Genomic DNA, 24,746 nt, shown 5'->3' on the forward strand with positions numbered 1-24,746 from the left:
ATTTCTTCATCCTCTGTGATTTCTTCATCCTCTGTGATTTCTTCATCCTCACTGACTATTTTACCATCTAAAGTTATAGTTTCTTCTTTTGGCTCTGCATAGGAATAATACAATGCAGGGGATATCATCTGAACCAATATAGCTAATACGAGCATTAGGTGAATCACCCATTTGCTTTTCTTGTGAAAAACCTTCATTTTTTGCCTCCTTGATATGATTTTCATTGCTAATAGGTTTATTTTAAAACTCTATAAGCCCGCTTTTCAATTCTCTCAAATTGTCAGATTCATATCTATCCTTTTCTTGCTCACATGTATCCCTTTTTTTGCTCTTTTAGTAAAAAGCCGCTAATACAATATAAAAAAGTATTTTAAGGCAAATCTTTTACTATAAAAGGTAAATTTCATTCATATTATTGAACATTTCTAAAATTACCATCTTCATCAGTAACTACATCTCCAAGATAAAAGCCTCCAGTAGGAGTATGGACGATTCCTTGGATTTCAGATCGCCAACAACGATATCCGTTATTATCTACAAGGGGAATGATTGTGCAATAATCAAAAAGTTTTCTCTGAATAGCAGTAATTTGCTTCGTTCTTTCATCATAATCAACTGTTTTTCTGGCCTTAGCCACCATTGCATTGTAGTTTTCCGGATCTGGATTAGTACACTTAACATTCCTATTGCAGAAATTATCAACTAATAGAAATGGCTCTGACCAGCCTAATCCCAAGTAAGCCATTTGGAAATTACCATCAACTACATCTTGATTTACATATGACCAATTCTGTGTCTTTATTTGCATATCAATTCCAACTGCCTTCAAATCTATTTGAAGAGACTGGGCAACTTTTTTTGGAGTTTCTGAATCTCTGCAATCAAATTCGAATACAAAGTTTTTACCATCCTTATCTACAAAACCATCATTATTTGTATCTGTCCAACCGGTATCAGCCAATAACTGTTTTGACAATTCAGGGTCATATCCATAATTGGTTTTATAGTAATCAACTACTTCTTCTGAATAATTCAAGCATTTTCTTAATACCAAGCTATATGCAGGTGTTTCAAATTCACTCAAATAGGCCGCCAAATTATCTCTGCTGATAGCATGGATAATGGCTTTACGAACATTAATCTCTTGGAAAAGTGGATCAGTCATATTAAGTTCTGCGTAATTGACTTCTGCACCATATGCCTCAAACATATCAATATTTTCTGCATTCTTAAGTTCATCATAGTATTCAGAGGGAACCATTGCAAGGACATCATAGTCACCATTTTGAACTCCCTGTGCAAATGTAAAACTCTCACCAGAGAATACAACCTTTATAGTTTTTACAGGAGAAGGCCCCTGATTTTTCAACATGGGATTGTGGGTTTTATAGCCTTCATTAGCTTTCAATATTGCATATGCACCTGGCTGATATTCATCAAGATAGTATGCTCCGTAGGGATGACATCCCCAAAGTTTTTCATCAGCAGACATATTCTCAATTTCATCCTTATCAATCAATCCTACGAAACAATTCTGAAAATTATACAGCATATCTGCCTGATATTCACTCAAATGAACAACAACATTACGTCCGTCAACTTCCATTGACTTAATGGCCTTGTATCCGTCTGCATAAGGACTGACTTCTAAACCATATTCAACACTTGCAATGAAATCCACAGGTTCAACTTGCTCACCTGTGGAATATTTCATTCCTTCAGGAAAAGTAAGTGTCCATGTCAAACCATCTTCACTCCACTTAGATTCTGAAGCAATTCCCGGAAGCACATCTCCTGTTTTCGGATCTTTTTCAAGAATAGGATCTGCCAACAAACACTGCATGTCATTCCATGATGATACCTGGAAAAGATCCACACCCTCCCATGCATCATCCTGAATTATCAAAGTTTTTCTTCCTACCGCTCCGTCAGTATTTGCACTTTTACTGCAGCCGGCAAAGCTTGCAAGTGAAAGTACTAAAGCAAAAATTAATGTAAGTTTAAGTATTTTGCTCTTTTCCATCTATTTAACTCCTCTCATTTAAATGAACAAATTGCATAATTCCTTTCTGTAAAAACCATCTAATATATAGCTTTAAAATCTTCAAAAACATAACATATATATTATGCAATTTCCTCAAATAAGTTATATTTATAATACATTCTAAATTTTTTTTAGTATGGACTCATATCTAAAACAGGCCACTTGATGTCCATTGGGAAATATAATATTTTGAGGTGCTTCATTAGCACAATCCTTTGTGGCATAGGGACATCTCGGATGGAAGTTACAGCCCGTAGGCAAGTTAATTAAACTTACCGGAGCTCCCTCCATTAAATATTTCTCTTTATCTCTATCATGGGGATCAAGTATGGGAGATGCTGCCATCAAGCCTTCTGTATATGGATGCTTAGGATCTTTTATTACTTCATCAGTAGGGCCAAATTCAACAAGCTTACCTAGATACATTACTGCAATTCTGTCACTTATATATCTTATTACATTGAGATCATGGGTAATTACCAGATACGTCAAATTAAAACTTTCTTGTAAATCAAGAAGCAAATTTAATATTTGTGCTTGTACTGAAATATCCAAAGCTGAAGTAGGCTCATCTAATATCATTACCTTCGGCTCAAGAACCAGGGCTCTTGCAATGGCAATACGCTGCAATTGCCCTCCCGATAATTGATGGGGATAGCTGTTGAGATATCTTGAATCCATCTTAACAAGCTCTAAGGATTTAACTGCCTTTTCCTTAGCTAATTTCTTTGGCATACCGTGGAGTATCAATGGCCTCATAATAGAGCTCATAACCGTGCTTCGTGGATTCAAATTTGAAGCAGGGTCCTGAAAGACAACTGCAACATCGGTACGAAATTTTTTCATTTCTTTTCTAGTGGCCTTTGAAAGATTTATTCCATTAAACACAACATGGCTATCTGTAGGTTTTGTAAGATTTAAAATCACCCTTGCCAAAGTAGTTTTTCCGCTTCCAGATTCTCCAACCAAACCAACAATTTCACCTTTGTTGATGGTAAGGGTAACATCATCTACTGCCTTTACATAATTCTTTTTTCTTTTTATGCCTTTATTTATTGTAAAATATTTTTTAAGATTATTTAGTTCAATTACAGCTTCACCCATTATTCATCACCACCTTTTCTAAATGGCAGCTAAAGGAGTGGGATTCTGTAACCATTTTTTCTTCAGGGTCCTCTGTTTTACAAAGTTCAACAGCATATGGACATCTATTTTCAAATCTGCATCCAGGAAGGTTCTCTGTCAATCTTGGAACACTACCATCTATTGTCTGTAATCGGCCTTCTAACTTAGTTTTTCTTGGCAATGACTTCATAAGTAATTGAGTATAGGGATGTTTAGGATTATCAAATATGTCAAAGACTGTTCCTTGCTCTACAACTTCTCCTGCATACATAACTGCAACTTTGTCAGCAACCTCTGCAACCAAACCAAAATTATGAGTAATAAGCATAATAGCCGTATTGTATTTATCTCTAAGGTTTTTTATTATATTTAGAATTTGCGCTTCAATGGTAACATCAAGGGCTGTAGTGGGTTCATCGGCAATTAGTAATTGAGGCGTTCTCGCTAGCATCATGGCAATCATCACACGCTGTCTCATACCTCCTGACAACTCATGAGGAAAACTATATGCATTCTTCTTGGCGTCGGGCATCTTAACATCATTATATATTTTTATAACCCTGTTCCAAGCCTCTTTCTTTGAGACTTTATCAAGGATGATTCCTTCAGCCACCTGATATCCCGTGGTGTACACAGGGTTGAGAGAATCAAGGGGATTTTGAAAAATCATTCCTATTTCTCTTCCACGTATCCCTTCAAGCTGTCTATCGATATATTTATTTATATCCTCACCATTAAAGAATATATTTCCTTTTATTATTTCATTATGTTCAGTTAAAAGACGTAAAATAGAATGTGCAATTGTTGATTTTCCGCATCCAGATTCTCCTACAATTGCAAATATCTCTCCTTTATTTATAGAAAAGGAAACGTTCTTTACCGCGGATAAATACCCATCCTTAACCTTGTAATTCACACATAGTTTATTTAACCTTAATAATTCTTCACTCATACACCTCTCCTTTTACTGTGATTTCATTCTTGGATCAAGCAGGTCACGAAGGCCTTCGCCTAAAATATTAAATCCAAATACTGTATAAACCAATGCTAGTCCTGGGAATATGCAAAGCCATGGTCCACGGGATATAAAATTTATTCCTTCAGAAACCATCAGGCCCCAGTCTGGTGAAGGTGGCTGTGAACCCACTCCAAGAAAACTGAGGGTAGTAGTTGACATAATAGTTCTTGGCAACTGCATGGAAACTGTTACAATTAATACCGGAACAATATTGGGTAAAATATACCTAAACATTATAGATATAGGATTCTCACCAAAGGATATTCCCGTTTCTATAAAGGCTTGATTTTTTATTGACATTGTTTTGGCCCGTACCATTCTGGCATATGAGGCCCAATTCACTACAGCAATAGCAATTATAGCATTTGTAAGGCCTGAACCAATGACTGTAACAACAGCAAGGGCCATAATCATTCCGGGAATACACCAAGTCAAATCCGCCACAAAGGTCAGTAATCTATCGGCAAGTCCTCCAAAATAGCCACAAATCAAACCTATAATCACTCCAAAAATCAACTGAAGACCTGCACCTAATATGGCGACCTGCAGAGTTATTTTGCTTCCATAAATTATACGACTAAATAAATCCCTTCCCATATTATCTGTCCCAAATATGTATTTGACACTTGGACCAGCCAAAATATTTTGTGGATGGACTTCATCATAATTAAAGGAAGCAATTTGACTGGCAAATATTGCAGATATAATTACACTCAATATGATTATAAAACCAATCATAAAATTCCTATTTCTATAGCAAGAACTCAAAAACTCTTTAAATGGACTATCATTCATTATTTTTCACCCCCTGTAACTGAAATTCTGATTCGGGGATCTAAAATACCCAGAACTATATCACTAAGGATGTTACAGATAATTGTCAAAACAGTAATGATTAATATACATGCCTGTACAACATTAAAGTCCTGTTGAATAATGGCATTTATCATTAAATTCCCCATTCCTGGTATTCCAAAAATTTTTTCTATTATAATATATCCTGAAATCAGCCACGGCAGCGACATAAATAAATTTACAGTAATTACAATTAATGAGTTGCGAAGTACATGCCTTGTTAATACTGTTTTATTATCCAATCCCTTTGCATATGCCGTTGTAACATATTTTTCCCGAAGAGCATCCAAAGCTTCTGATTTAGTTAAACGTATGGTGCTTGCCAGTCCTCCTATTACACCTGTGGCTATAGGCAATATATAATTTTTCCAGGATTCAAAGCCACTGAGAGGAAACCACTTTAGCTTAACAGCAAAAATCAACATTAATAGTACTGCTAACCAAAAGGAAGGTATGGCTGTAAAAACCAAAGAGGTACTTACAGTTATGCGATCAAACCAGCTATCTTTTTTATATGCACAAATAAGACCTAATGGGATAGCTACAATTGTACTTATTATCAAAGTTGTAACTGTAAGTTTAAGACTGATTGGTATGCAATTTTTGAGTAACGACCAAACATCTATTCTGTACTTATAAGAAATACCAAAATCTCCCGAAAAAATTATGCGCCGCATCCAATCCATGTATTGTACTAGTAAAGGTCTATCCAGACCATACTCATGCCTTAAGCCCTCTAAATTTTCCACCTTAACTAACGGTCCTGCCATGAGAGTCACCGGATCACCAGGCATGAAATATAACATACTAAAAACGAGAAATGACACGCTAAACAGCAATAATATTCCAACTCCCAATCTTTTCATTATATAGTTTCGCATAAACCATCTCCTTTCTTATTATGTAATTAAATCAGTCTCAAAAGATTTTCAAATTAAGTCTGCCATCACTCCTTTGATATGAATTAATACATTCAAGAAAATCATAATTTCAAGATATAGCATAATTATTCTAAATAAGCAGTATTTATACCAATTATTTTATTGCAAATTATTATGATGAGGATTTAGTATTGCATTACTGTGAAGAAACTCTTTTCAGTGCATGATCTTATTATTAAATCCTATTAAATGAGCTAAACTGTAATATAAATTTGTAAAATTCAAAAAGATATTATGACAAAAGTGGGTTTTGTTTTTAATGGAATTCAATATTTTATTGAAAAAACATCTATTAGGTTAATGGATGAAAAATGGGTTATTATATTTGAAAAGAATTATCCTATATGTATTGAAAAGGAATTTTAAACATATAACATATTAATGGACTATATCTATGAGATTTGTAATCCCATAGATATAGTCTAAGTATTATGTAATTTCCTCAAATAGTTAAACTATTTGATTCTTAAAAGGTTCAATATATCAGCTTACACTTGTGTTAATCTTCCAGCTCCTTGCCTCCATTCGTTTTTCCCAAAGATCATTATATTTGCCCCTTTTTCTTATTAGATCCCCGTGGGTTCCTCTTTGAACAATTTTTCCTTCATTTAAGACTAATATTTGGTCGGCATCATTTATGGTAGATAGTTTATGGGCAATTACAATAATAGTTTTTTCTTTTATAAGCTCATCTATAGCCCTTTGTATATGCTTTTCATTATCAGGATCAACACTGGCAGTTGCCTCATCAAGAAGTATAATAGGTGCATCCTTTAAAATAGCCCTAGCTATTGATATTCTTTGCTTTTCGCCACCTGATAAAGTTGCCCCTGCTTCACCAACTATCGTATCATATCCATTTTCAAGATCCATAATAAAATTATGACATCTGGCTTTTTTGCAGGCCTTTATAACTTCTTCCATAGTAGCTTCTGGCTTTGAAAATTTAATATTATTTAAAATAGTATCATTAAAGAGATATACTCTTTGAAATACCATGCTTATATTTTTTAAAAGATTTTCCATTCCCATTTCCCTTATATCTATTCCTCCAATTTTTATACTTCCTTTTTCTATATCCCAAAATCTAGCTATTAAATTTGCAATAGTAGTTTTACCACAGCCCGAAGGCCCTACTAAAGCTGTCATGGTTTTTTCCTTTGCCTTAAAGCTTATATCCTTTAAAACCTTCTCTTTTTCATAGGCAAAAGACACCCTGTGAAATTCTATATCAAAATTATTCAAATTTACTTCTGTGTTATTTTCTTTTAATATTTTTTCTTCCATAAGCTTTCCATAACGGTCCAATCCTGCTATCATTATTCTTCCCAAGGGCAATGCACTTCCTATAACTCTAAAGGGGAGAAATATCTGATAAATAAATATCATCATCATAAAGGCAATAGGAAGCTCCATAGTTCCCTTTGTAACAAAATAGGATGCCAAAAATATTACAGCTCCTGTTCCTAGTGCTATAAAGACATCCAATGAAAGAAAGGGCTTAAGCAGTGATTTTTCAAGCTTTATTAATATATTCCTTGTATCTTTAAAGCTTTTATATGTAGCCTTTGACTTTTGTCCTTCTAAGTTAAAGGCCTTTATAACAGAAATCCCCTTTACATATTCTATTACAGCACTTACAAGCTTTGATTGCACCTCTTGCTTTTTCATCGAGTTTTCACTTGATTTTTTAAATAATTTATCTAGAATTACAAAGGAAGCTATGGTTGTTAAACTTACGACTATTCCAATTCTATAGTCAAGGATAATAATAATAATTGAACTTATAATTACCCCTATTGAACCAGAAACTATTTTAGATAAAGTGCTCATTCCATGTTCTTCTATAAAATTCAAATCAGAAGATAATACTGCACTGATATATCCTACATTTCCTTCTGTAAAATAACCCGTGGGCAGTTTTTTTAAATAATCCCCTATCTTCATCCTTTCATCTGCAAATATTTTATATCCAGTTCCGCTCTGTAAACCATCTACTAGCCTTCTAAATAATGCTCTTAGAATAACACTAATGACCACCCCAGAAGCTGCAATTACAACATCTTCTTTGACTAGAGTATTATCATTTATTTTTATTAGCCCATATAATATAAATATAATTGGTCCATTTATAGTAAAGGATTCTAAAATGCTAAAAATTATGGCCCATTTTAGACGAAGGCTGTATTTTCCTGAAAAATTTATTAATCTTTTAACTATACTAAGCATATTTTACCTCCTCTACATCTGCATTTATACTCCAATTCATAGTTTCTAAATGAGAATCCCATAAAGCCCTATATTTATGACTTTTTTCTAAAAGCTCCTTATGGGTTCCTTGAGCTATTAGCTTACCTTTATCCATTACTATAATATTATCTGCATCTACTATGGTAGAAAGTCTGTGGGCTATTACCACAACTGTTTTTCCTGCTATAAGTTTACTCAAGGCTCCTTGAATCTTATCCTCATTTTCCGGGTCTGTAAATGCTGTTGCTTCATCCATTATTATAATAGGGGCATCTTTTAAAATTGCCCGAGCTATTGTCATCCTCTGCTTTTGGCCTCCCGATAATTTATCTCCAGAGTCTCCAACCCTTGTCTTATATCCCTTTTCCATTTCCATTATAAAATCATGGCACTGGGCAATTTTTGCTGCACTTTTTACTTCTTCATCTGTTGCCCTTGGATTTCCTATTCTTATATTTTCCATAATACTTGTATTAAACAAAAAATTATCTTGGGAAACATAGCTTATCTTTTCCATTAAATCTTCAACGGAGAATTCATTTATATTATGTCCATCTATATTTATTTCTCCCTTATTGATATCCCAGAAATGTACTAAAAGCTTTGCCAATGTTGATTTTCCACTACCAGATTCTCCAACTATTGCAGTTAAAGTATTTTCCCTTAATTCAAAGCTTACATCCTTTATAACCTCTTCCTTTTCATATGCAAAGGTTACATTTTTAAATTCTATATCATATTTTTTTATCTTTAAATCTTTGTAGCCTTCCTTTAGTTGTGTACCTTCAAAGGTCTTTTCTAATTGATCAATTTTATAACTAAGCTGAACTACAGTTGGTGCAAATTCTAACATCCTAGTCAAAGGAATACCTGCACTCATAGATAAAATTAAAGAAAATATAAATTTACTAAGCTCTAATGTTCCATTTAAATACATATTTAATCCAAGGGGCAGCAGCAGTAATACAGTGCAGGGAAGTATTGCTCCATACATGGCCATATAGGTCCAGGATTCCTTAAACCAATCTAATGTAAAATCCCTATACCCTTTTACAGAATTTTTATATCTTTTATAAGAATCTGTAGTTCTTCCAAATATCTTTATTACTTCCATTCCATTTATATATTCAATTATTGTGGAATTCATATTTTCTGCCGACCTATAATATTTAGGCATTTTCTTTGTTCCATTTTTCATCATAATCATCATTGGAATCACCCCAAAGGGAATTGAACCTAATGAAAGCAGCCCTAGTCTCCAATCTACAGCAAATATTATAATGTATATTAAAATTGGAACTATAACAAAGGGTATTCCCTCAGGTATCATATGGGCAAGTAATGCCTCTACAGCTTCTATATCCTCTACTAAATTCTTTTTATAGCTTCCTGCTCCCTTATTATTTATCTCCCCTAATGGAATCTTTCTCATCTTTTCCACAAATTTGATTCTCATACCCATTAAGGTATCAAAGGCTGCTTCATGGGAAGCATCTAATCCTTTATAATAAAAATATCCCTTTAAAAACAAAGATAGAATAATACCCCCTGACATAATTAACAAGTAATTTGTTTCTACAAAAGCCCTTTCAACAAATTTTATTATTATATTGTAGGTTAATAAAAAGGGAACTACTCCCATTATTCCACTTAATAAAATAAGGAAAAAAGCTAAATAAATTTTGCCTTTAAATTCTTTTGCATAGTCAAAAACTTTTATAAAACCCTTCATTTTATATCCCTTCCTTCTAATGTTTTAATAAAAATAGGATTATCGATAATGAGTTTCATTATCGATAATCCTATTTTATTAAAATTTATTTTTATTTACCATTTCCAAAAAGGATTTTATTTTGTCTAATTAGTATTTTTTATCTTACATGGTAAAAGCAATCCCTTGGACTAAAACCATATTTTTTACGAAATGCTTTAGAAAAGCTGCTGCTACTTGAATATCCCACCATATTTGCAACCTCATTAACACTTTTATGGTGGATTTCAAGAAATAAACGGGCTAGTTCCATTCTTCTATCTAATAAATAGGTATATACTGGCTTTCCAAAAATATTTTTGAATCCAGTTTTTAATTTAAACTCATTTAAGCAAATCAATTTAGAAAGCTCTGTAAGGGTTATGGGGGAAGATACACTGTTATCCAATATTTCCTTTGCTTTATAGAGGCTTTGTATTTCTGTTTTAGAAAGCTTTATATCACTCACATTCTTAGTATATTTTTGTGTAATATTATTTAAACAAATTGAAAGAAGTTCTATAGCCTTACCTTCCAAGTAGATATTTTTCACATTGTTATAGGGGCAATGTAATATTTGTTCTATGACAATTTTACTTTCTACTGGTAATTTGAATTTATTTATCTTAAAATTTCTATATTCCTTATGAAAAATATTCTTGTTTAAGGACAGAGATGAAAGAAAGTCCTTAAATTTTTCAGGCTTTATAATAATCGATATACCTTCATAATAATGGCCGGGCATCCAATTGCAAATTTCTGTTATATTATCTACTTGATATAATATTGCTTCTCCTGTCTTCATTTGAAGTTCTGTTTTGCTATTATGCTCTATCCATTCCATATTTTCTCCAATACATATTGCCAATATAAATACTTCTCCTTCTGTTTTAGCACCTATTTCAATATCTTTTTTTGTATTTATATTATTAAAATATATTTCTAAATCTTTGTTTAGTATTGTTTTAACGCATTTTCCCTTTCCAATATATTCAGGAAATTCAAAGCTTATTTCTTTATTATGAAAAAATCTTGTAAATTCTTTGGAGAAATCACTATTTATATTAGAAAATGTTTCAATTTCCCTTATTATATCTGATTTATATATATCAAATTCCTCCTTTTAAATAAATCAATAAAATTACTAAAACATATATTCTATTTGAATAGTCTTCCTCTATATACTTTATCTCCTTTTTAATGAAGCAAATTACATAATATATATGCTAGTCCTCTAAAGATTTGAAAACTATATAGTAGTCAGTTTCCATAAAAGAAAATTATGTAATTTCCTCAATTACTAGAATCTTGTACTTTTATATTTCTATTATACATTTTATATCATTTGATAATTATTATCAATATATAATTAAATTGAACAGACTAATTTCAATTGATTAATCTATCCTTTGTCTTTTTTTATCATTTTTTGCATCTTATTAAGATTATCATTTGTTTTCTTTTTCTTTTATTAATTTTATTGCACTATCTATATAACTATCTCCAATTTTTTCAACTTGTATTGAGCCATTAATAGGACTAACCATAAGATATACATCTTTATCTTCTAATTTACCAGCAAACATATAAGACTCAATAATTCTTTTATTTGTTGGTAATTTATCAGAAAATACAACTTCAAAGGGTGGTTTTTTAAAATCTGTAAGATCATAGTCTAAAACTTTACTAGATAAATTAAAAGTAAAACCACAAAATAATAATGATTAAAACACATAGCCATCCTTGCAAAACACTGCTTGGATGGCGTTTTTATTATTGTGGCATATTTAAATTTGTTCTGGAATTGACGCTTATAATTAAATTAGTTCACAATAGTCTCGTTTGTTATTTGAGTATGCTTATTTAAAAGTCATACAAATAGCTTTTGTTTCTGTATATTGTTTATTTGCCCATATAGATCTATCACGGCCAAAGAAGCCTGATTGCTTATATCCACCAAATGGTGTATTTGCAGCACCTTCTGTAAAGCTATTTACCGATATAACTCCAGCTTTTATATCTCTAGTTAACCTATGGGCTATATGCATATCATTGGTATAAACCGATGCTTGTAATCCATATTCTGTGTCATTTGCTATTTTTATTACTTCGTCTATATCTTTAAATGTCATAATAGCAAATACTGGACCAAATATTTCTTCTTTTGCAATTGCCATATCCGGTGTAACTTCATCAAAAACAGCTGGCCTTACAAAATACCCACCGGTTTCAGTTAAAATCCTTTCTCCACCATATAATAATTTACCACCTTCATTTTTACCTATTTCAACATATTTAAGAACTTCATTCATATGTTTTTCTTCAATTAAAGCGCCTAATCGATTTTTAGGATTTAATGGATCTCCTATTGTCCACGATTTTACTTTATCTAAAATACATTGAGTCAATTTCTCTTTAATATCTTCATGTATTAATACTCTTGAATTTTGTGTACAGTTTTCACCCATATTCCAAAGAGTAGCCGCTGCAATTTGATCAGCTACATAGTCAAAATCATCTATATCCGGCATTACAATTGTAGGACTCTTACCGCCCATTTCTAAAAGAATTCTTTTAGCATTTGATCTTCCCGCACATTCAAGAAGTGATTTTCCAACAGAAGTTGAACCTGTAAAAGTTAATAGGCTAACTTCGTTATGCATAGCAAGATAGTTTCCAACAACGCTTCCACTTCCTGGCAATACATTTATAACTCCATCTGGAACTCCAGCTTCTTTAAATAATGCAGCTAGTTTAATTAAAGTAAGGGAAGTAAGCTTTGATGGCTTTACTAATACACTATTTCCTGCTGCTAAAATCGGTGCTAATTTCCAAGCAGCCATTTGTAATGGGAAATTCCATGGTAATATTGCAGCAACCACACCAATAGACTCTCTCACTACAATATTTAAAGTATTATCATCAGACGGAGTTATTTCATCTTGTATTTTATCTATAGCTTCAGCATGAAATCTAAAACACTCTATCGTTTCGGGTAAGTCCGTTTGAATTGTATCAAATATCGGTTTACCACTATCGAGGGTTTCCAGTATTGCAAACTCTTGAGCTTTTTCTTCAAATAAATTTGCAAACTTTAATAACACTTCTTTTCTAAAATTAGGATCTTTAGCCCAAATCCTAGACTCAAATGAGGCTTTAGCAGCATTTATAGCCATTTCAACATCCTTTTCACAGCAGCTTGTTACCTCAGTTATAACCTCTTCTGTAGCTGGATTTATAGTTTTGAATTTCTTGCCACCCAAGCTTTCAACATAATTTCCATTTATAAAAGCCCTTGTTTCAAGATTTTTAGATATTTCCTTTGCAAGTTCTTTATATTCACTAGTTTTTAAGAGCATTATTTAAACCTCCGATTATTCCATATTTTTTTCAACATCATCAATAATTCTATTGATATGTTCCTCCATAGTTTTCTTTGCAGCTTCTACATCCCTATTCTTAATTGATTCAACCAATTTTTTATGATGTTTTAATTGTGCAAGCTTTATATCTTCTGTTACTATGGAAAAGAATGTATATGCATTGTTCTCTGTAAGTAACAATCTACTTAAATAATATAAAGTTTTATTATGTGACATTTCAGCTATTTTTAAATGCAATTTCAAGTCTTGTTCATTTCCAAGTTTATTGTCATTAATTTCGCTAACATTTCCCATATAAATTAGCTCTAATTCAGTTAATTCACTATCTGTTCTATTTTGACAGGCAAGCTCTACCGATTTAATCTCTAATATTTTTCTCACTTCCAAAATTTCTATTAATTTTTCTTTTATATTATCATCATGGGATAGATTTGCTAATTCTAATGCTACATCAATCTTTGACTTTTGTTCATAGGTTTTTTTTAAATAACTTTCACCATTTTCCGTTAAAACTCTTCCTTTATTACTGATTTTTTTTATTAGTCCTCTATCTTCTAAGTCTTTTAATATCCTACCTACAGATGCTTGGGGTATATTTATTTCTTGACTGATATATATAGCGCCTACAGGAATCTTAACCTCAGACATTACAGACATAATTCTTATTTCATCAGACATATTAGTATTCATCTTCCACCTCTATAAATAATATTATTGCTTAATCATTTCTGATTAGCTAATACTATTTTACCATGTCTTTCTGATTTTTCAAGCTTATATAAAGGTAGCTGCTAATACAAATAGCCAATGTGCCATAATCCCTGCACATAAACCAGCTATTGTATGTGAAAGAATAGCTTTTGTTGCAAGTTCTCTACTATCAAGAGCATCCATCATAGCAACATGAACAGATAAATACCCACTATATGACATACCCATTGCAGTAAATACTGCTATATCATTTGCTCCTATTAAACCATTTTTCAAAAAGTCTGGAACCATACCTAAAGATGCTCCTACTGAACCTACAGCAGTGGCAGGAAATGCAATTGCTTCTGGTGTCAAAAATCCAAATAGAGGATCTAATATAAACCATATTTTACTTGCTAAAAGCGGCAACAACCCAATCCCCTCCATAGCAGCTCCAGTGTACATACCATCAGGTCCAACACCTTTAACAAGCATCATAACGAATGTACATATAATGATATTTCCAGGAATAATATCTAACCCAAGTTGAACACCAGTTTTTCCACCATCGAGTAATGTACACATAACTCTATTAACCATTCCGCCTGGTCTAATTTTTCTTTCTTTAAGTAGATCAAACTCAGTATCATCTGATTCAACTTTTATTAACTTATCCCCTTCTTTTCCATAATATTTTTTTGCAAAAATATTCATTAATCTAACACTGATAACGCTTGCAAATACAGCAGCAATATTACCACAAAAAACAGCCATAGTCATTTCTGTATCTCTAGATAATCCTAACATAAATGTAGCAACAATTAATCCCATACCAAATGTAGTGGCTAAATTAGTAAGTAAGGCCCTTTGTCTAAATGTAAAATACTTTATAAATCCTTTATCATTTCCTAAAGCTATAATAGCCGGACTATCAGATAAATAAGTAGTAATTATGCCTAAAGAAGAAGCTCCTGGCAAACCATAAATAGGTTTCATAAGTGGTGATAAAACTTTATTAATCAAAGCTATAATACCAAACTCAGAAAGTATTGCTGAAAAAGCTCCCGTAAGAACTGCAACTCCCATAATATAGAGTACCGTATTTATTATTAAATCATGGGCTGTATTAAACATTGTTCCAAACATATTTTTTACACCCATTATCGATCCAAATAGTGTGAAAAATAAAATTGTTACAATTATAGATATATAAGTCTCTCTATTAACCGCCTTAACTATGAGTGGATTTCTTTTATTAACTTGTTTCATAATTTATTCCTCCTCAATATTTTCTAATTGATTTCTAATTCTATTAGAAGTAGGAGTTTTTCCAAGACCACCGTAGGTACATCTAAACTCCAACGGTAACTTTGTTCCAATATCATAAATTGATTCAATTGTTTCATCTAACGGAATTACTTTATCAAACCCTGCTAATGCCATAGTTGCACTTGAAACAGCATTTGAACCCGCCATAATATTTTTACCTAAACAAGGTACTTCAACTCTATTTGCAACGGGGTCACAAACAAGACCCGTTATAGCCTGCAGAGCCATAGAAGCTGCATCAAGACATTTCTCTACATTCCCACCTCCAAATACTTGAACTATACCTGCTGCTGCCATACCTGACGCAGAGCCACATTCAGCTTGACAACCAGCAACTTCTGCCGCAAAAGTAGATTTATTAACTATAAATATACCTATTAAAGCGGCAGCCAGCATTCCTTTGACAATTTCCTCATGGGGAAAATCATAAGTATCTTTTAATGCAATCATTGTTCCTGGTAAACCTGCACAAGCTCCAGCTGTGGGAGCTGCAATAATTACTCCCATAGAACTTTTCATTTCCATTATAGCTGTAACATTTCTAACAATATTATTAACCAACTCATTTGGAAGTAGAAGATTTTTCCTTTTAGCCTTATCTACCATATCAGACTGTTGACCTAAGATTCTATCCTTATATTCATTGTGCTTAACACCTTTTCTTACACAATTCTCCATAATATCAACCAAATTAGACATCTCATTAAAAACTTCTTCTTCTGAAATATTACCTCTTTTACTTTCATATAAAGTTGCCATTTCCCACATTTCTCTATCGCTAGTTTTTGCAAATTCAAACAATTGCTTTGCAGTCTCAAAGGGCACTTCACATTTAGCAGATGATCTTGTAGGTAAAATCGGATCTAGATAAATAACGTATTCCTTATCGACTTTATCTAATGCTTTTTTAAGTTCTTCTCCAAAAGGTTTAGCATACTTAATTTCAAATATATATTTTCCATTATTACTATTTTCTAATATAAACTCATTTTCATTAAATACAGTAAAAACCAAATCCCTGATTTTATCTGATTGTTCTTCTGTACACATAATTAAAGCTTCATAGTAATCACCGCAAATATTAATATCAACACCATCTAATTTTTGCATTTCAATCATTCCGCCACCAGTACTAATTGCTTCCCAATTATGAACTTCTCCATTACTAGCAGTTATTTTCATTCTATAATTGTTAGGGTGTACAGCATTATAATCCAGAATATTAAAAACCACTTTTAATCCTGTTTCTTCTGCAATTTTTAACGCTTTAGGAACTTTTTCATCCGTAACATCAATTCCCATAAGTCCACTTACCAAGCCTATATCTGAACCATGTCCATCATAAGACTCTGCCAAAGAACCATTTATGTCAAAATCCACTATAGCTTCTTTTATACCATTTTGTGAAGACATATAAATCAATCTTCCAATTCTTGAAGCAGCAGCAACATGTGAACTTGAAGGGCCCCTCATCACCGGGCCAATTACATCATTAAAAATACTTGGTATTATTTTACTCATGATCTAACCTCCTAAAGTCTTTAATATTTATCTACATTTAAAAAACTAACTACTTTAAAACTTCTAGATCAACTTGCTTAAGTATATATTTCTTTTCAGATTCTGATAATTCTCTTCTTGGTCTTCTAGAATAACCACCTTTTAAACCCTTTACATCTAGTAGATATTTTAGAATTTGTGTAGGCTTTCCATATTCTTCTAACAGATATAATGCAGGCAGCATTTTTTTATATAATTCAAAGGCTTCTTCTCTTTTATTGTTGTTTATTAAATCATATAATGCAACACAATTTTTTGGTGCAACATTTGATAGCATACTAATCCAGCCATCAGCTCCGATTGCAAATGACTCATATGGTAGGCAATCAGAACCACAAAAAACAGATACATCTTCTCTAGCTATTATTTGCAATTTTGTTAATTCTGAAATATCTCCTGTAGAATCTTTTACTACTGCTATTTTAGGTAGGGTGAATAGTTTTTCAAAGGTTTCCTTCTCAATATTAACACCAGCAGAACCAGGATTATTATATACTATTAAAGGTAAATTTGTATTTTCTGTTATATATTTAAAATGTTCAAAAATTTCACCTTGGCTTGGATGACAATAATAGGGAGGTAAAACCATGGCAATCTGCGCACCAGCAGCCTCAGCTATATTTATCAGTTCAACAACATCCTCACTTCTTTCTCTTGAAGCACCTACAGCAACGGGTACTCTTCCATCAATATAAGGAATTATAGCCTCCAAAATTTCTTTGTACTCTTTTGTTGATACACTTAAATACTCACTTGTAGCTCCAAGCACACAAAGACCATGTATGCCCGACTCAATTAAATAATCAACATTTTTTTTCATCGCTTCAAAATCAAATTTTCCTTTTTCATCAAATGGAGTAACTACTACCGAATACACACCTTTAAATTTCATAATCATGTTCCTTTCTTTTTTAAATTTATTATAGATAATTGCAAATCTATTAACTACAATAGCTAGAGACCTTTTGTTTTTCGCATATTTTAGACTATTTCGGAAATTCCACGTATAGTCCAATCATGTTTTAGTCAATAAAATTCAGCATCACTAACCACTTATGATTTGTGATTGATTTAAATATATCATGTAAGGAAATCGTTGTCAAGATGTTTTTGCTAAATTTATTACCATATAATCATTTGTGGTTAGTGTTTTAGCAAAATTACAATAAAAAATGCCTCACAAAATTTTGTGTAGGCACTTTATTTAATAACTTGATTGGATATTCATATTCTTTTGGTTCTCTACAGCTAAATATTAGCATATCTTCTAAACCTCTATTTTAAAATTTATTCAGTACTCCTAGCCAGAACTCAGCTTACAATATACATCCTTCTGGTTTGGTGTATGTAATTATTTAAAAAATAGGAGAGTAAAAACAATATAAAATATGTACCTTATAAATACAGAAAATCTCTTATGAAAGATCTAAAAAAAGTATATCCACCCCTTACAAATAGAAGAAGCAGAACTTAAATTTTAAAAATTTAAAACTGAATGGGAAGAAAGGTATCCACTAATAATTAAATCTTAGAAGGATAAATGGGAAAACTTACGATATACTTCAAATATTACTATGATCTGTCTTAAAATCCACGACATTTGTCGTGGATTTTAATTAATTACACACTCTCTTTAATCAAATAGTGCTTTGATATAACCTGTGACTTCGTTATCTTTTGCATTAGCAAAGAATAATTCTTTAAATTCTTTATAGTCTAGAATATTTTTTAAATATTTCGTATCCATATTCTTATAAGCTTCCAACACTGGATATTGGGATGCAAATTTAATACTTTTATACATTGCTTTTCTACTACGCGCTTCACCTTCGGCATAGATTTTTGGATATCCTCCTCCAAATCCTTGAGCAAATAGTTTCTCAAATACATACCTCATATTAATTTCAGCACCCCATCCAAAACCTTGACCAAATGGCATACTGATAGCATTACCTGCATTTACTTGTGTAAATAAATAAGCATCTAACGGTGTATTTACATATCCACATGTAATGTTTGAAAAAGCATTACATGACATTGCTGCACCCTGACCAGTTCCACACCCAGTTACCACAAAGTCTACTGCTTCACTAGCCAATAGAATACTTGCAATTACACCTAATTGAATATAATTAATTTCATGTTTATCCTTTTCACTATACATACCATAATTTTGTACTGTATGTCCTTTTTTCTCTGCTTCTTCTTTTAATATAGAGTATATTAATCTATTTTTATCTGCTTGAGAATCTTCATTAATTAATGCGATTTTCATAATAATCCTTCTTTCTAGAATATTCTAATCAATGCACCTAAAATACCAAATAAAATTATACCAGCTAGTACTTTTGATATTTTAACATCTTTCTTCAATAAATAGAAAATAAATAAAGTAGTTAATAGAGATAATAAATTAGGCATAATCCCATTGATTGTTTCAAGTAAACTTGTTTCATTAAATGTTATTGCTAAAGGTACATTCATTGTTGTTGCAACCATTGCACCAATAACCATTAACCCTAAAATAGACGCCCCTTTGAATAGTTTTTCCATAACACCAGACTCTTCTACCTTATTTAGAAAAGAAGTCCCTAATTTATAACCTTCAAATACTAAATAGTAACGTGCTGCAAAGTTAGGAATGTTAAATAATATTAAATATAATATAGGTCCAAATATATTACCTTGTAATGCTAATGAACAACCTAATCCAGCAGCAATTACACGTAATGTCCCAAAGAAAAAGGAATCACCAATAGCTGATAAAGGTCCCATTAACCCTACTTTTACTGCGTTGATTGAATCAGTATCAAAATCTTTACTATTTGCATTTTGTTCTTCCATTGCTGTAGTAATACTCAATAATACAGTGCAGATAAATGGAGTAATATTATTAAATTCCAAATGTCTTTTTAAAGCCTTAGACATTTCTTTCTTGCTATCACTATATAACTTTCTTAGCACTGGCATTAATGACCATGCCCAACCTAAGTTTAATTGTCTTTCATAATTAAAAGAAGAGTTATAAGCGATGGATCTAAAAAATACCTTTTTCAATTCCTTTTTTGTAATTTTTTTATTAGAAGTCATCATCATTATCCCCTTTCCCTGCTACTGCAACTTGTTTGTTATTTACAATTAATAAAGCGATAAAGATACCTATGCAAGCAATACCTAATACTGGAATTTTTAAATAACTAGCTGCTAGGAATCCTAAGAAGAAGTATGGAGCTAGCTCTTTAGAAATAATCAGCTTAACTAACATAGCAAAACCTAAAGCTGGTAACATAGATGCTGCTGCAGATAATCCATTCATAATAAATCCAGGAATTATTCCTAATAAAGACTTTATTGTTGGTCCACCTGCATAGAAACACACACCAACTAATATAGCCATTGGAATTGAATAAGCAAATGTGGATAATACATGCATTCTTGCTACACCCTTATCATTTCCATCTTCAGCATATTGGTCAGCTTTATGTACAAAGTAACCACGAACAAATGTATAGATAAATTGTTTAACTAATAATGCAAGAGTAGCAATTGGAAGTGATAAAGCTACAGCTCCTTCAATTCCTGAACCAGTAGTAATTGCAAATGCAGTACCTAATATACCACCAGTATAAATATCTGGTGGAAAAGCTCCTCCAATTGTTAAAGTACCCATGTAAACTAGTTCTAAAGATGCTCCTACTAATAATCCTTGCTGTACATCCCCTAATGCTATACCAACTAATAAACCAGTACATAACGGTCTGTCATATTGTGAATATCCAAGTGCATCACCCATGTAAGCAAAAAATGCAATCAATCCTACCAAAATAGCTTGTATCATATTGTTCTCCTCCTTCTATAATGTTTAAAAATATTTAACAGGATCGTTAGGTACCATACGTAATTCAATACTTTTACCCATATTTTTTAATTCAGTTAATTCTTGTTCATCCTCATCTGAGAAGTTAATATTATTGTTTGCTGGATGTGGATGAGTTTTATCAGTAGCTTTTAAACCACCAATATTCACAGTTTTAATACGATCCACGGATTTTGCTAATCGATAAGCATCTACAACTTTATCTACTACGATAAATAAATTATACTTATCAGTTTTGCCATTATTAAGGGCATTAATAGAATCTTCTATACTTTTGATAACTAATTTACAGCTAGCAGGTTTTGCTAATCTCAAAGTAGTCCTTTTTAAATCATTAATTACTGCTTCGTCATTGGCAATTAAAATGCAATCTGCACCTAGATAACCTGTCCATGAAAACGCTACCTGACCATGTAACAAACGATGGTCTACCCTAAGTAATTTAACCATTTTCTTCACCTCCTAAAAATCACTTTCTACATCTGTATTCTCTAAGCAGTCATTGCAAAACACAATAAATTTTTCGCTATTCCTGCAGCAAGAGCGAATGGATTCTTCATTTAAATCATCTTTGTGCATTACTAATTCTAATAGTAATCCAAGATTTAAACCACCTACCAAGTAAAATGGATAATCATTTATATATTTCATAAATTCATTATTTACACTCCCACCAACTAAATCAGTAATTACTAATAAATTTAAAGTGCTATAATCATGTTCTCTTACTTTCCTTTCGATTAAATCTCTATAGTCAACATTTTGTTGGCTATAAGCACAAAGCACCTCAATATTATCATAAATTCCTGCAATCATTTGCAACGAGTCCTTTATCCCATCTGCAAATTTCCCATGTGTTGCAATTAGAATTTTAGTTTTCATTTTCTATCCCCTTAATCTTCTTTTTTGTCATCACAATTTATATAGTCATATAAATATGAAATTTCACTTGTTGGAATTTCAATACCATAGTGTTGACAAATCTTGTAGAAGCTCTTCTTTATAATGTCAATAAAATTTTTGTGTTTCTTTTCAAAATTCTCAATATTATTACAGTTTTTAATTGGCTCCTTTGTAACTAATCTTTCTACCATACAACATATGTGAATGTATAATCCTATGATTGTTCTACCATAAATTCTTTTATTTGATTGTGATTGCATTTGATTTACTGCTTCTTTTACAAAATTAAGCAATTTTTCTGCATCTAAAATACTTAAACTATCTACTACACTTTCCAATGAAAAACTATAAATTAAGTTTTCAGAAAATATGTCTAATTCTTCGGCTGTTAAATGTTTACCTATTTTACTTCTAATCATGTCAATATTGAATATAATATCTTCTAATGAAACAAATGGTTTTAGTATATTACTACTTGTACAAGTACCTGAGATAAATAATATATTGTATTCTTTAGTTAAATTATCCATAAGCTCCTTTTTAAGCAAATCTTTTTGCTCTAAGGAAATAACATTTATATCAATCTCCTTAGGTAAATTTTTCACAAATAACTTTTTCATACGATTGGCCATTTTAATTCCATTATCGGAAATAAAAATAATCAAATCCTTTAGAATCTTATTTTCTACTAAGGTATATTTAGCAATAGCATTGTTTGAAGCCTTTTTTAATATTGTTTGCATATCTAAATCCTTTAGTGCCATCTGGCCTACTTCTATGGCCATACGCGTAGAAACATTATTAATAATTCCAATATTACAGTTATCTATAATTTGAAAATGTTCATATAATCGTTCTAAGGAACCCATATCTACTAACAATATGATGTCATTTTTAATACTATAACGGTTAATAAAATCCTTTAGACGTTCTGCCATATCTATACAAGATGTACCTAATGCCATATCAAAGGCTTCAAATACATGGGCTCCAATTAATGCATTTGCTGTTTCTGCCATACTAGTTGCAGTTGAACAGCCATGAGCAATAATAATACATAAATATTTATTTTTATTGACAGAATTATTGAAATAAATAAGATTTATCAATAAAATAATTTTACTCATTTCCTCAAATTCAAGTCCTAAATTATTCTTCATTGCAAATCTAATCTTCTCTACTATCAACTTACTTTGAGGGCTAAATTTTTCTAATTTTTTCAAACAAAGTATCATATCATTTTTTCTATCAGTATGCCATTGTTGGACTTTCTCATTAGATGAATTCAATAAATATAAGTAAGATGGAAACAAACTAAAACAGTTTAAAGGAATTGTGACATTATATGAAATTAATACTTTATTTAATATATATTTAATGCTACTATCTTTATACTGATATCTAAAGTCTCCATAATTACTTAATAGAAAATTGCAGTATTGTGTTATATCTGATATAATTTCACTTATTTTATGTCCAGTTAAATAATTTGTATTCTTTAAGTAATCTATCACACTATCAAAAAGTTCTAACATTTTCTCAGATTCATCTACTTTTTTATAAGAAGTAACATCTACAAAATCAACTTGTTCTGCAATAAAATCCTCTTTGTATCCTTTTAAGATTGACTCAGGCAACTGAAATGCACGTATATAAAGATTCTCTGAATTACTAGCAGCATTAATTTTAGCACATAAATTTTCAATAATATTCTTCAATTCATCAATGTTGTAATCATAATCTTTCATAAGAAGCATTTTGATCGTTGTTCTACTAACAAATAAATGCTTTCTTAATTTTAAGGACTGTTTTTTAAAAAGATGGATTACTAACTCTTCTTTCTCATCTAAGGAGCGTTCTTTAAAATTTGGTATATAACAAACTACAGGAAAACACTGAATAAAATCATAAATCATTTTTTTATAATAAACTTCATCTACAGACAACACGATTCTAGCATTAAACTCAATATTTTTATTGGTTTTTATACGCTGAAATACACCTGACTCAATAATCTTAGCTATTTTTTGTTGAACCTTCAATTTTAAATTTTGTGCATGCTGAATAAATACTATTCCACCATTACACTTTTCAAAAAGTCCTCTTTCATTTTCTACTCCTAAAAGTTGTTCTAAAATATTTTCACTCTCTAAAAAAACTTTTATTTTGCAAAATTTGTTATTTGAATTTAATATTTCACTATCAATAGCATACTCATACATTTCTCTACATAATAGTAACTTGCCTGTCCCTTTCTCTCCATATATAAGTATGGGAAGGCCATTATTGGGATACTTTAAGGCAGCTTTAACTTGATCAATTACTTTACTTAATGAAGAATCATATCCTATCATTTTCATGAAATTTCGCTTAATACAAACTTGCTCTGATATTGTATTCATAAATTCTTCAATTGATAAGAATACATTTTCTTTCAATAAAACTTGGAATTTTTCTTCAATTACTTTTTTATATAAGAAACATACTGGTCTAATTGCAATCTTAATCAATACTCCTTCTTTTACAAAAGCATTTAGGTATTGACTAGCTAAAGACCTTGATATATTTAAGTCATTACTTAACACACTTGCAGATAATTTCTCAATATCTGTCATATCGGTATTAATTGTCTTTTTTATACAATAAGATAGAATTTCACTTTTAGTACTTTGCATTATTCTCATTACTCCCTTTAATAAGACCTAATTATATCTAACTTCTGGTGGACTTATGTCAATATAGTAAACACATTTTTTTGAACAAATTATGCAAATTCTCTAGCTATGTCCTCACATAAATGAGGAGTAATATATCCAAAGGACTCTATACATGCATTATCATAGGGATTTTCCTTGCCACTAAAGGAATGAATAATATTGAGTTTTGAAATATATCTCTTAAATTCTAAACTTGTATATTGGTTTCCAAGGTTACTATGAAGAACTAATCCTTTTTGATTTTTTACCACTTGAATCCGTTTCTATTCCTTAGTTTTTTTCATGTAATTACCCTTGTTTTCAT

Annotated in this window: 21 protein-coding genes and 1 pseudogene; all 22 read right to left on the minus strand. The window is 31.3% G+C overall.

All coding sequences use genetic code 11. The features are described 5' to 3' along the window. On the minus strand, nt 1–197 hold a 197-nt coding region (locus tag B5X81_RS27615), incomplete at its 3' end, for a hypothetical protein (RefSeq protein ID WP_170917510.1). Between the two features lie 215 nt (nt 198–412). Continuing rightward, entirely contained in the window at nt 413–2,023 is a 1,611-nt protein-coding gene (locus B5X81_RS19885; RefSeq protein WP_079494247.1) for an ABC transporter substrate-binding protein, read from the minus strand. A gap of 141 nt (nt 2,024–2,164) precedes the next feature. Beyond that, entirely contained in the window at nt 2,165–3,148 is a 984-nt protein-coding gene (locus B5X81_RS19890) for an ABC transporter ATP-binding protein (RefSeq protein WP_079494248.1), read from the minus strand. Further along, nucleotides 3,141–4,121 (minus strand): ABC transporter ATP-binding protein, encoded by a 981-nt coding sequence (locus tag B5X81_RS19895; RefSeq protein WP_079494250.1) that lies wholly within the window; start codon nt 4,119–4,121, stop codon nt 3,141–3,143. The genes B5X81_RS19890 and B5X81_RS19895 overlap by 8 nt, the downstream gene beginning before the upstream one ends. A gap of 12 nt (nt 4,122–4,133) precedes the next feature. Further along, entirely contained in the window at nt 4,134–4,982 is an 849-nt protein-coding gene (locus tag B5X81_RS19900; protein ID WP_079494251.1) for an ABC transporter permease, read from the minus strand. After that, on the minus strand, nt 4,982–5,923 hold the full coding sequence (locus tag B5X81_RS19905) for an ABC transporter permease (RefSeq protein WP_079494253.1): 942 nt from the start codon (nt 5,921–5,923) through the stop codon (nt 4,982–4,984). Before B5X81_RS19905 ends, B5X81_RS19900 begins: the two co-directional genes overlap by 1 nt. A gap of 543 nt (nt 5,924–6,466) precedes the next feature. After that, nucleotides 6,467–8,212 (minus strand): ABC transporter ATP-binding protein, encoded by a 1,746-nt coding sequence (locus tag B5X81_RS19910; protein ID WP_079494254.1) that lies wholly within the window; start codon nt 8,210–8,212, stop codon nt 6,467–6,469. Further along, entirely contained in the window at nt 8,205–9,965 is a 1,761-nt protein-coding gene (locus B5X81_RS19915) for an ABC transporter ATP-binding protein (protein ID WP_079494256.1), read from the minus strand. Before B5X81_RS19915 ends, B5X81_RS19910 begins: the two co-directional genes overlap by 8 nt. Before the next feature lie 139 nt (nt 9,966–10,104). Beyond that, nucleotides 10,105–10,851, minus strand: a complete 747-nt coding sequence (locus tag B5X81_RS19920; protein WP_079494257.1) for a helix-turn-helix transcriptional regulator — start codon at nt 10,849–10,851, stop codon at nt 10,105–10,107. A 580-nt stretch (nt 10,852–11,431) separates the two neighbouring features. Continuing rightward, on the minus strand, nt 11,432–11,569 hold the full coding sequence (locus tag B5X81_RS27620) for a hypothetical protein (protein ID WP_170917511.1): 138 nt from the start codon (nt 11,567–11,569) through the stop codon (nt 11,432–11,434). A 273-nt stretch (nt 11,570–11,842) separates the two neighbouring features. Then, the gene (locus B5X81_RS19925) at nt 11,843–13,342 is read right to left on the minus strand and encodes an aldehyde dehydrogenase family protein (protein WP_079494259.1); all 1,500 of its coding nucleotides are present in this window, start codon (nt 13,340–13,342) and stop codon (nt 11,843–11,845) included. 15 nt (nt 13,343–13,357) lie between these two features. Next, on the minus strand, nt 13,358–14,056 hold the full coding sequence (locus tag B5X81_RS19930) for a FadR/GntR family transcriptional regulator (RefSeq protein WP_079494260.1): 699 nt from the start codon (nt 14,054–14,056) through the stop codon (nt 13,358–13,360). Between the two features lie 84 nt (nt 14,057–14,140). After that, nucleotides 14,141–15,325: a CD0519/CD1768 family membrane protein gene (locus B5X81_RS27175; RefSeq protein WP_139380401.1), complete on the minus strand. Its 1,185-nt coding sequence runs from the start codon at nt 15,323–15,325 to the stop codon at nt 14,141–14,143. A gap of 3 nt (nt 15,326–15,328) precedes the next feature. Then, the gene (locus B5X81_RS27180; protein ID WP_139380402.1) at nt 15,329–16,906 is read right to left on the minus strand and encodes an L-serine ammonia-lyase, iron-sulfur-dependent, subunit alpha; all 1,578 of its coding nucleotides are present in this window, start codon (nt 16,904–16,906) and stop codon (nt 15,329–15,331) included. Nucleotides 16,907–16,955: 49 nt separating this feature from the next. After that, nucleotides 16,956–17,837, minus strand: a complete 882-nt coding sequence (dapA, locus tag B5X81_RS19940) for a 4-hydroxy-tetrahydrodipicolinate synthase (protein ID WP_170917512.1) — start codon at nt 17,835–17,837, stop codon at nt 16,956–16,958. Between the two features lie 741 nt (nt 17,838–18,578). After that, nucleotides 18,579–19,220 (minus strand): RpiB/LacA/LacB family sugar-phosphate isomerase, encoded by a 642-nt coding sequence (locus tag B5X81_RS19945; protein ID WP_079494263.1) that lies wholly within the window; start codon nt 19,218–19,220, stop codon nt 18,579–18,581. Between the two features lie 14 nt (nt 19,221–19,234). Beyond that, nucleotides 19,235–20,035, minus strand: a complete 801-nt coding sequence (locus B5X81_RS19950) for a PTS system mannose/fructose/sorbose family transporter subunit IID (protein WP_244282169.1) — start codon at nt 20,033–20,035, stop codon at nt 19,235–19,237. Further along, nucleotides 20,025–20,783, minus strand: a complete 759-nt coding sequence (locus B5X81_RS19955; RefSeq protein ID WP_079494266.1) for a PTS mannose/fructose/sorbose/N-acetylgalactosamine transporter subunit IIC — start codon at nt 20,781–20,783, stop codon at nt 20,025–20,027. Before B5X81_RS19955 ends, B5X81_RS19950 begins: the two co-directional genes overlap by 11 nt. 24 nt (nt 20,784–20,807) lie before the next feature. Further along, the gene (locus B5X81_RS19960) at nt 20,808–21,272 is read right to left on the minus strand and encodes a PTS sugar transporter subunit IIB (RefSeq protein WP_079494268.1); all 465 of its coding nucleotides are present in this window, start codon (nt 21,270–21,272) and stop codon (nt 20,808–20,810) included. A gap of 12 nt (nt 21,273–21,284) precedes the next feature. Beyond that, on the minus strand, nt 21,285–21,704 hold the full coding sequence (locus tag B5X81_RS19965) for a PTS sugar transporter subunit IIA (protein ID WP_079494269.1): 420 nt from the start codon (nt 21,702–21,704) through the stop codon (nt 21,285–21,287). A gap of 11 nt (nt 21,705–21,715) precedes the next feature. Continuing rightward, nucleotides 21,716–24,400, minus strand: coding sequence for a sigma 54-interacting transcriptional regulator (locus tag B5X81_RS19970; RefSeq protein ID WP_079494271.1), 2,685 nt, complete (start codon nt 24,398–24,400; stop codon nt 21,716–21,718). 140 nt (nt 24,401–24,540) lie between these two features. Next, nucleotides 24,541–24,681: pseudogene (locus B5X81_RS19975) on the minus strand (IS3-like element ISBce13 family transposase); the annotation flags it as partial. Between the last annotated feature and the right edge of the window lie 65 nt (nt 24,682–24,746).

The sequence above is a fragment of the Maledivibacter halophilus genome (assembly GCF_900167445.1).
Taxonomy (GTDB): domain Bacteria; phylum Bacillota; class Clostridia; order Peptostreptococcales; family Caminicellaceae; genus Maledivibacter; species Maledivibacter halophilus.

Excerpts from the sequence above, each read along its gene's own strand:
- B5X81_RS27180 (WP_139380402.1), bottom strand. The coding sequence starts at position 16,906 with ATGAGTAAAATAATACCAAGTATTTTTAATGATGTAATTGGCCCGGTG.
- B5X81_RS19965 (WP_079494269.1), bottom strand. The coding sequence starts at position 21,704 with ATGAAAACTAAAATTCTAATTGCAACACATGGGAAATTTGCAGATGGG.
- B5X81_RS19890 (WP_079494248.1), bottom strand. The coding sequence starts at position 3,148 with ATGGGTGAAGCTGTAATTGAACTAAATAATCTTAAAAAATATTTTACA.
- B5X81_RS19885 (WP_079494247.1), bottom strand. The coding sequence starts at position 2,023 with ATGGAAAAGAGCAAAATACTTAAACTTACATTAATTTTTGCTTTAGTA.
- B5X81_RS27175 (WP_139380401.1), bottom strand. The coding sequence starts at position 15,325 with ATGAAACAAGTTAATAAAAGAAATCCACTCATAGTTAAGGCGGTTAAT.
- B5X81_RS19900 (WP_079494251.1), bottom strand. The coding sequence starts at position 4,982 with ATGAATGATAGTCCATTTAAAGAGTTTTTGAGTTCTTGCTATAGAAAT.
- B5X81_RS19895 (WP_079494250.1), bottom strand. The coding sequence starts at position 4,121 with ATGAGTGAAGAATTATTAAGGTTAAATAAACTATGTGTGAATTACAAG.
- B5X81_RS27620 (WP_170917511.1), bottom strand. The coding sequence starts at position 11,569 with ATGTTTGCTGGTAAATTAGAAGATAAAGATGTATATCTTATGGTTAGT.
- B5X81_RS19970 (WP_079494271.1), bottom strand. The coding sequence starts at position 24,400 with ATGCAAAGTACTAAAAGTGAAATTCTATCTTATTGTATAAAAAAGACA.
- B5X81_RS19905 (WP_079494253.1), bottom strand. The coding sequence starts at position 5,923 with ATGCGAAACTATATAATGAAAAGATTGGGAGTTGGAATATTATTGCTG.
- B5X81_RS19910 (WP_079494254.1), bottom strand. The coding sequence starts at position 8,212 with ATGCTTAGTATAGTTAAAAGATTAATAAATTTTTCAGGAAAATACAGC.
- B5X81_RS19925 (WP_079494259.1), bottom strand. The coding sequence starts at position 13,342 with ATGCTCTTAAAAACTAGTGAATATAAAGAACTTGCAAAGGAAATATCT.
- B5X81_RS19955 (WP_079494266.1), bottom strand. The coding sequence starts at position 20,783 with ATGATACAAGCTATTTTGGTAGGATTGATTGCATTTTTTGCTTACATG.
- B5X81_RS19915 (WP_079494256.1), bottom strand. The coding sequence starts at position 9,965 with ATGAAGGGTTTTATAAAAGTTTTTGACTATGCAAAAGAATTTAAAGGC.
- B5X81_RS19930 (WP_079494260.1), bottom strand. The coding sequence starts at position 14,056 with ATGAATACTAATATGTCTGATGAAATAAGAATTATGTCTGTAATGTCT.
- B5X81_RS19960 (WP_079494268.1), bottom strand. The coding sequence starts at position 21,272 with ATGGTTAAATTACTTAGGGTAGACCATCGTTTGTTACATGGTCAGGTA.
- dapA (WP_170917512.1), bottom strand. The coding sequence starts at position 17,837 with ATGAAATTTAAAGGTGTGTATTCGGTAGTAGTTACTCCATTTGATGAA.
- B5X81_RS19945 (WP_079494263.1), bottom strand. The coding sequence starts at position 19,220 with ATGAAAATCGCATTAATTAATGAAGATTCTCAAGCAGATAAAAATAGA.
- B5X81_RS19950 (WP_244282169.1), bottom strand. The coding sequence starts at position 20,035 with ATGACTTCTAATAAAAAAATTACAAAAAAGGAATTGAAAAAGGTATTT.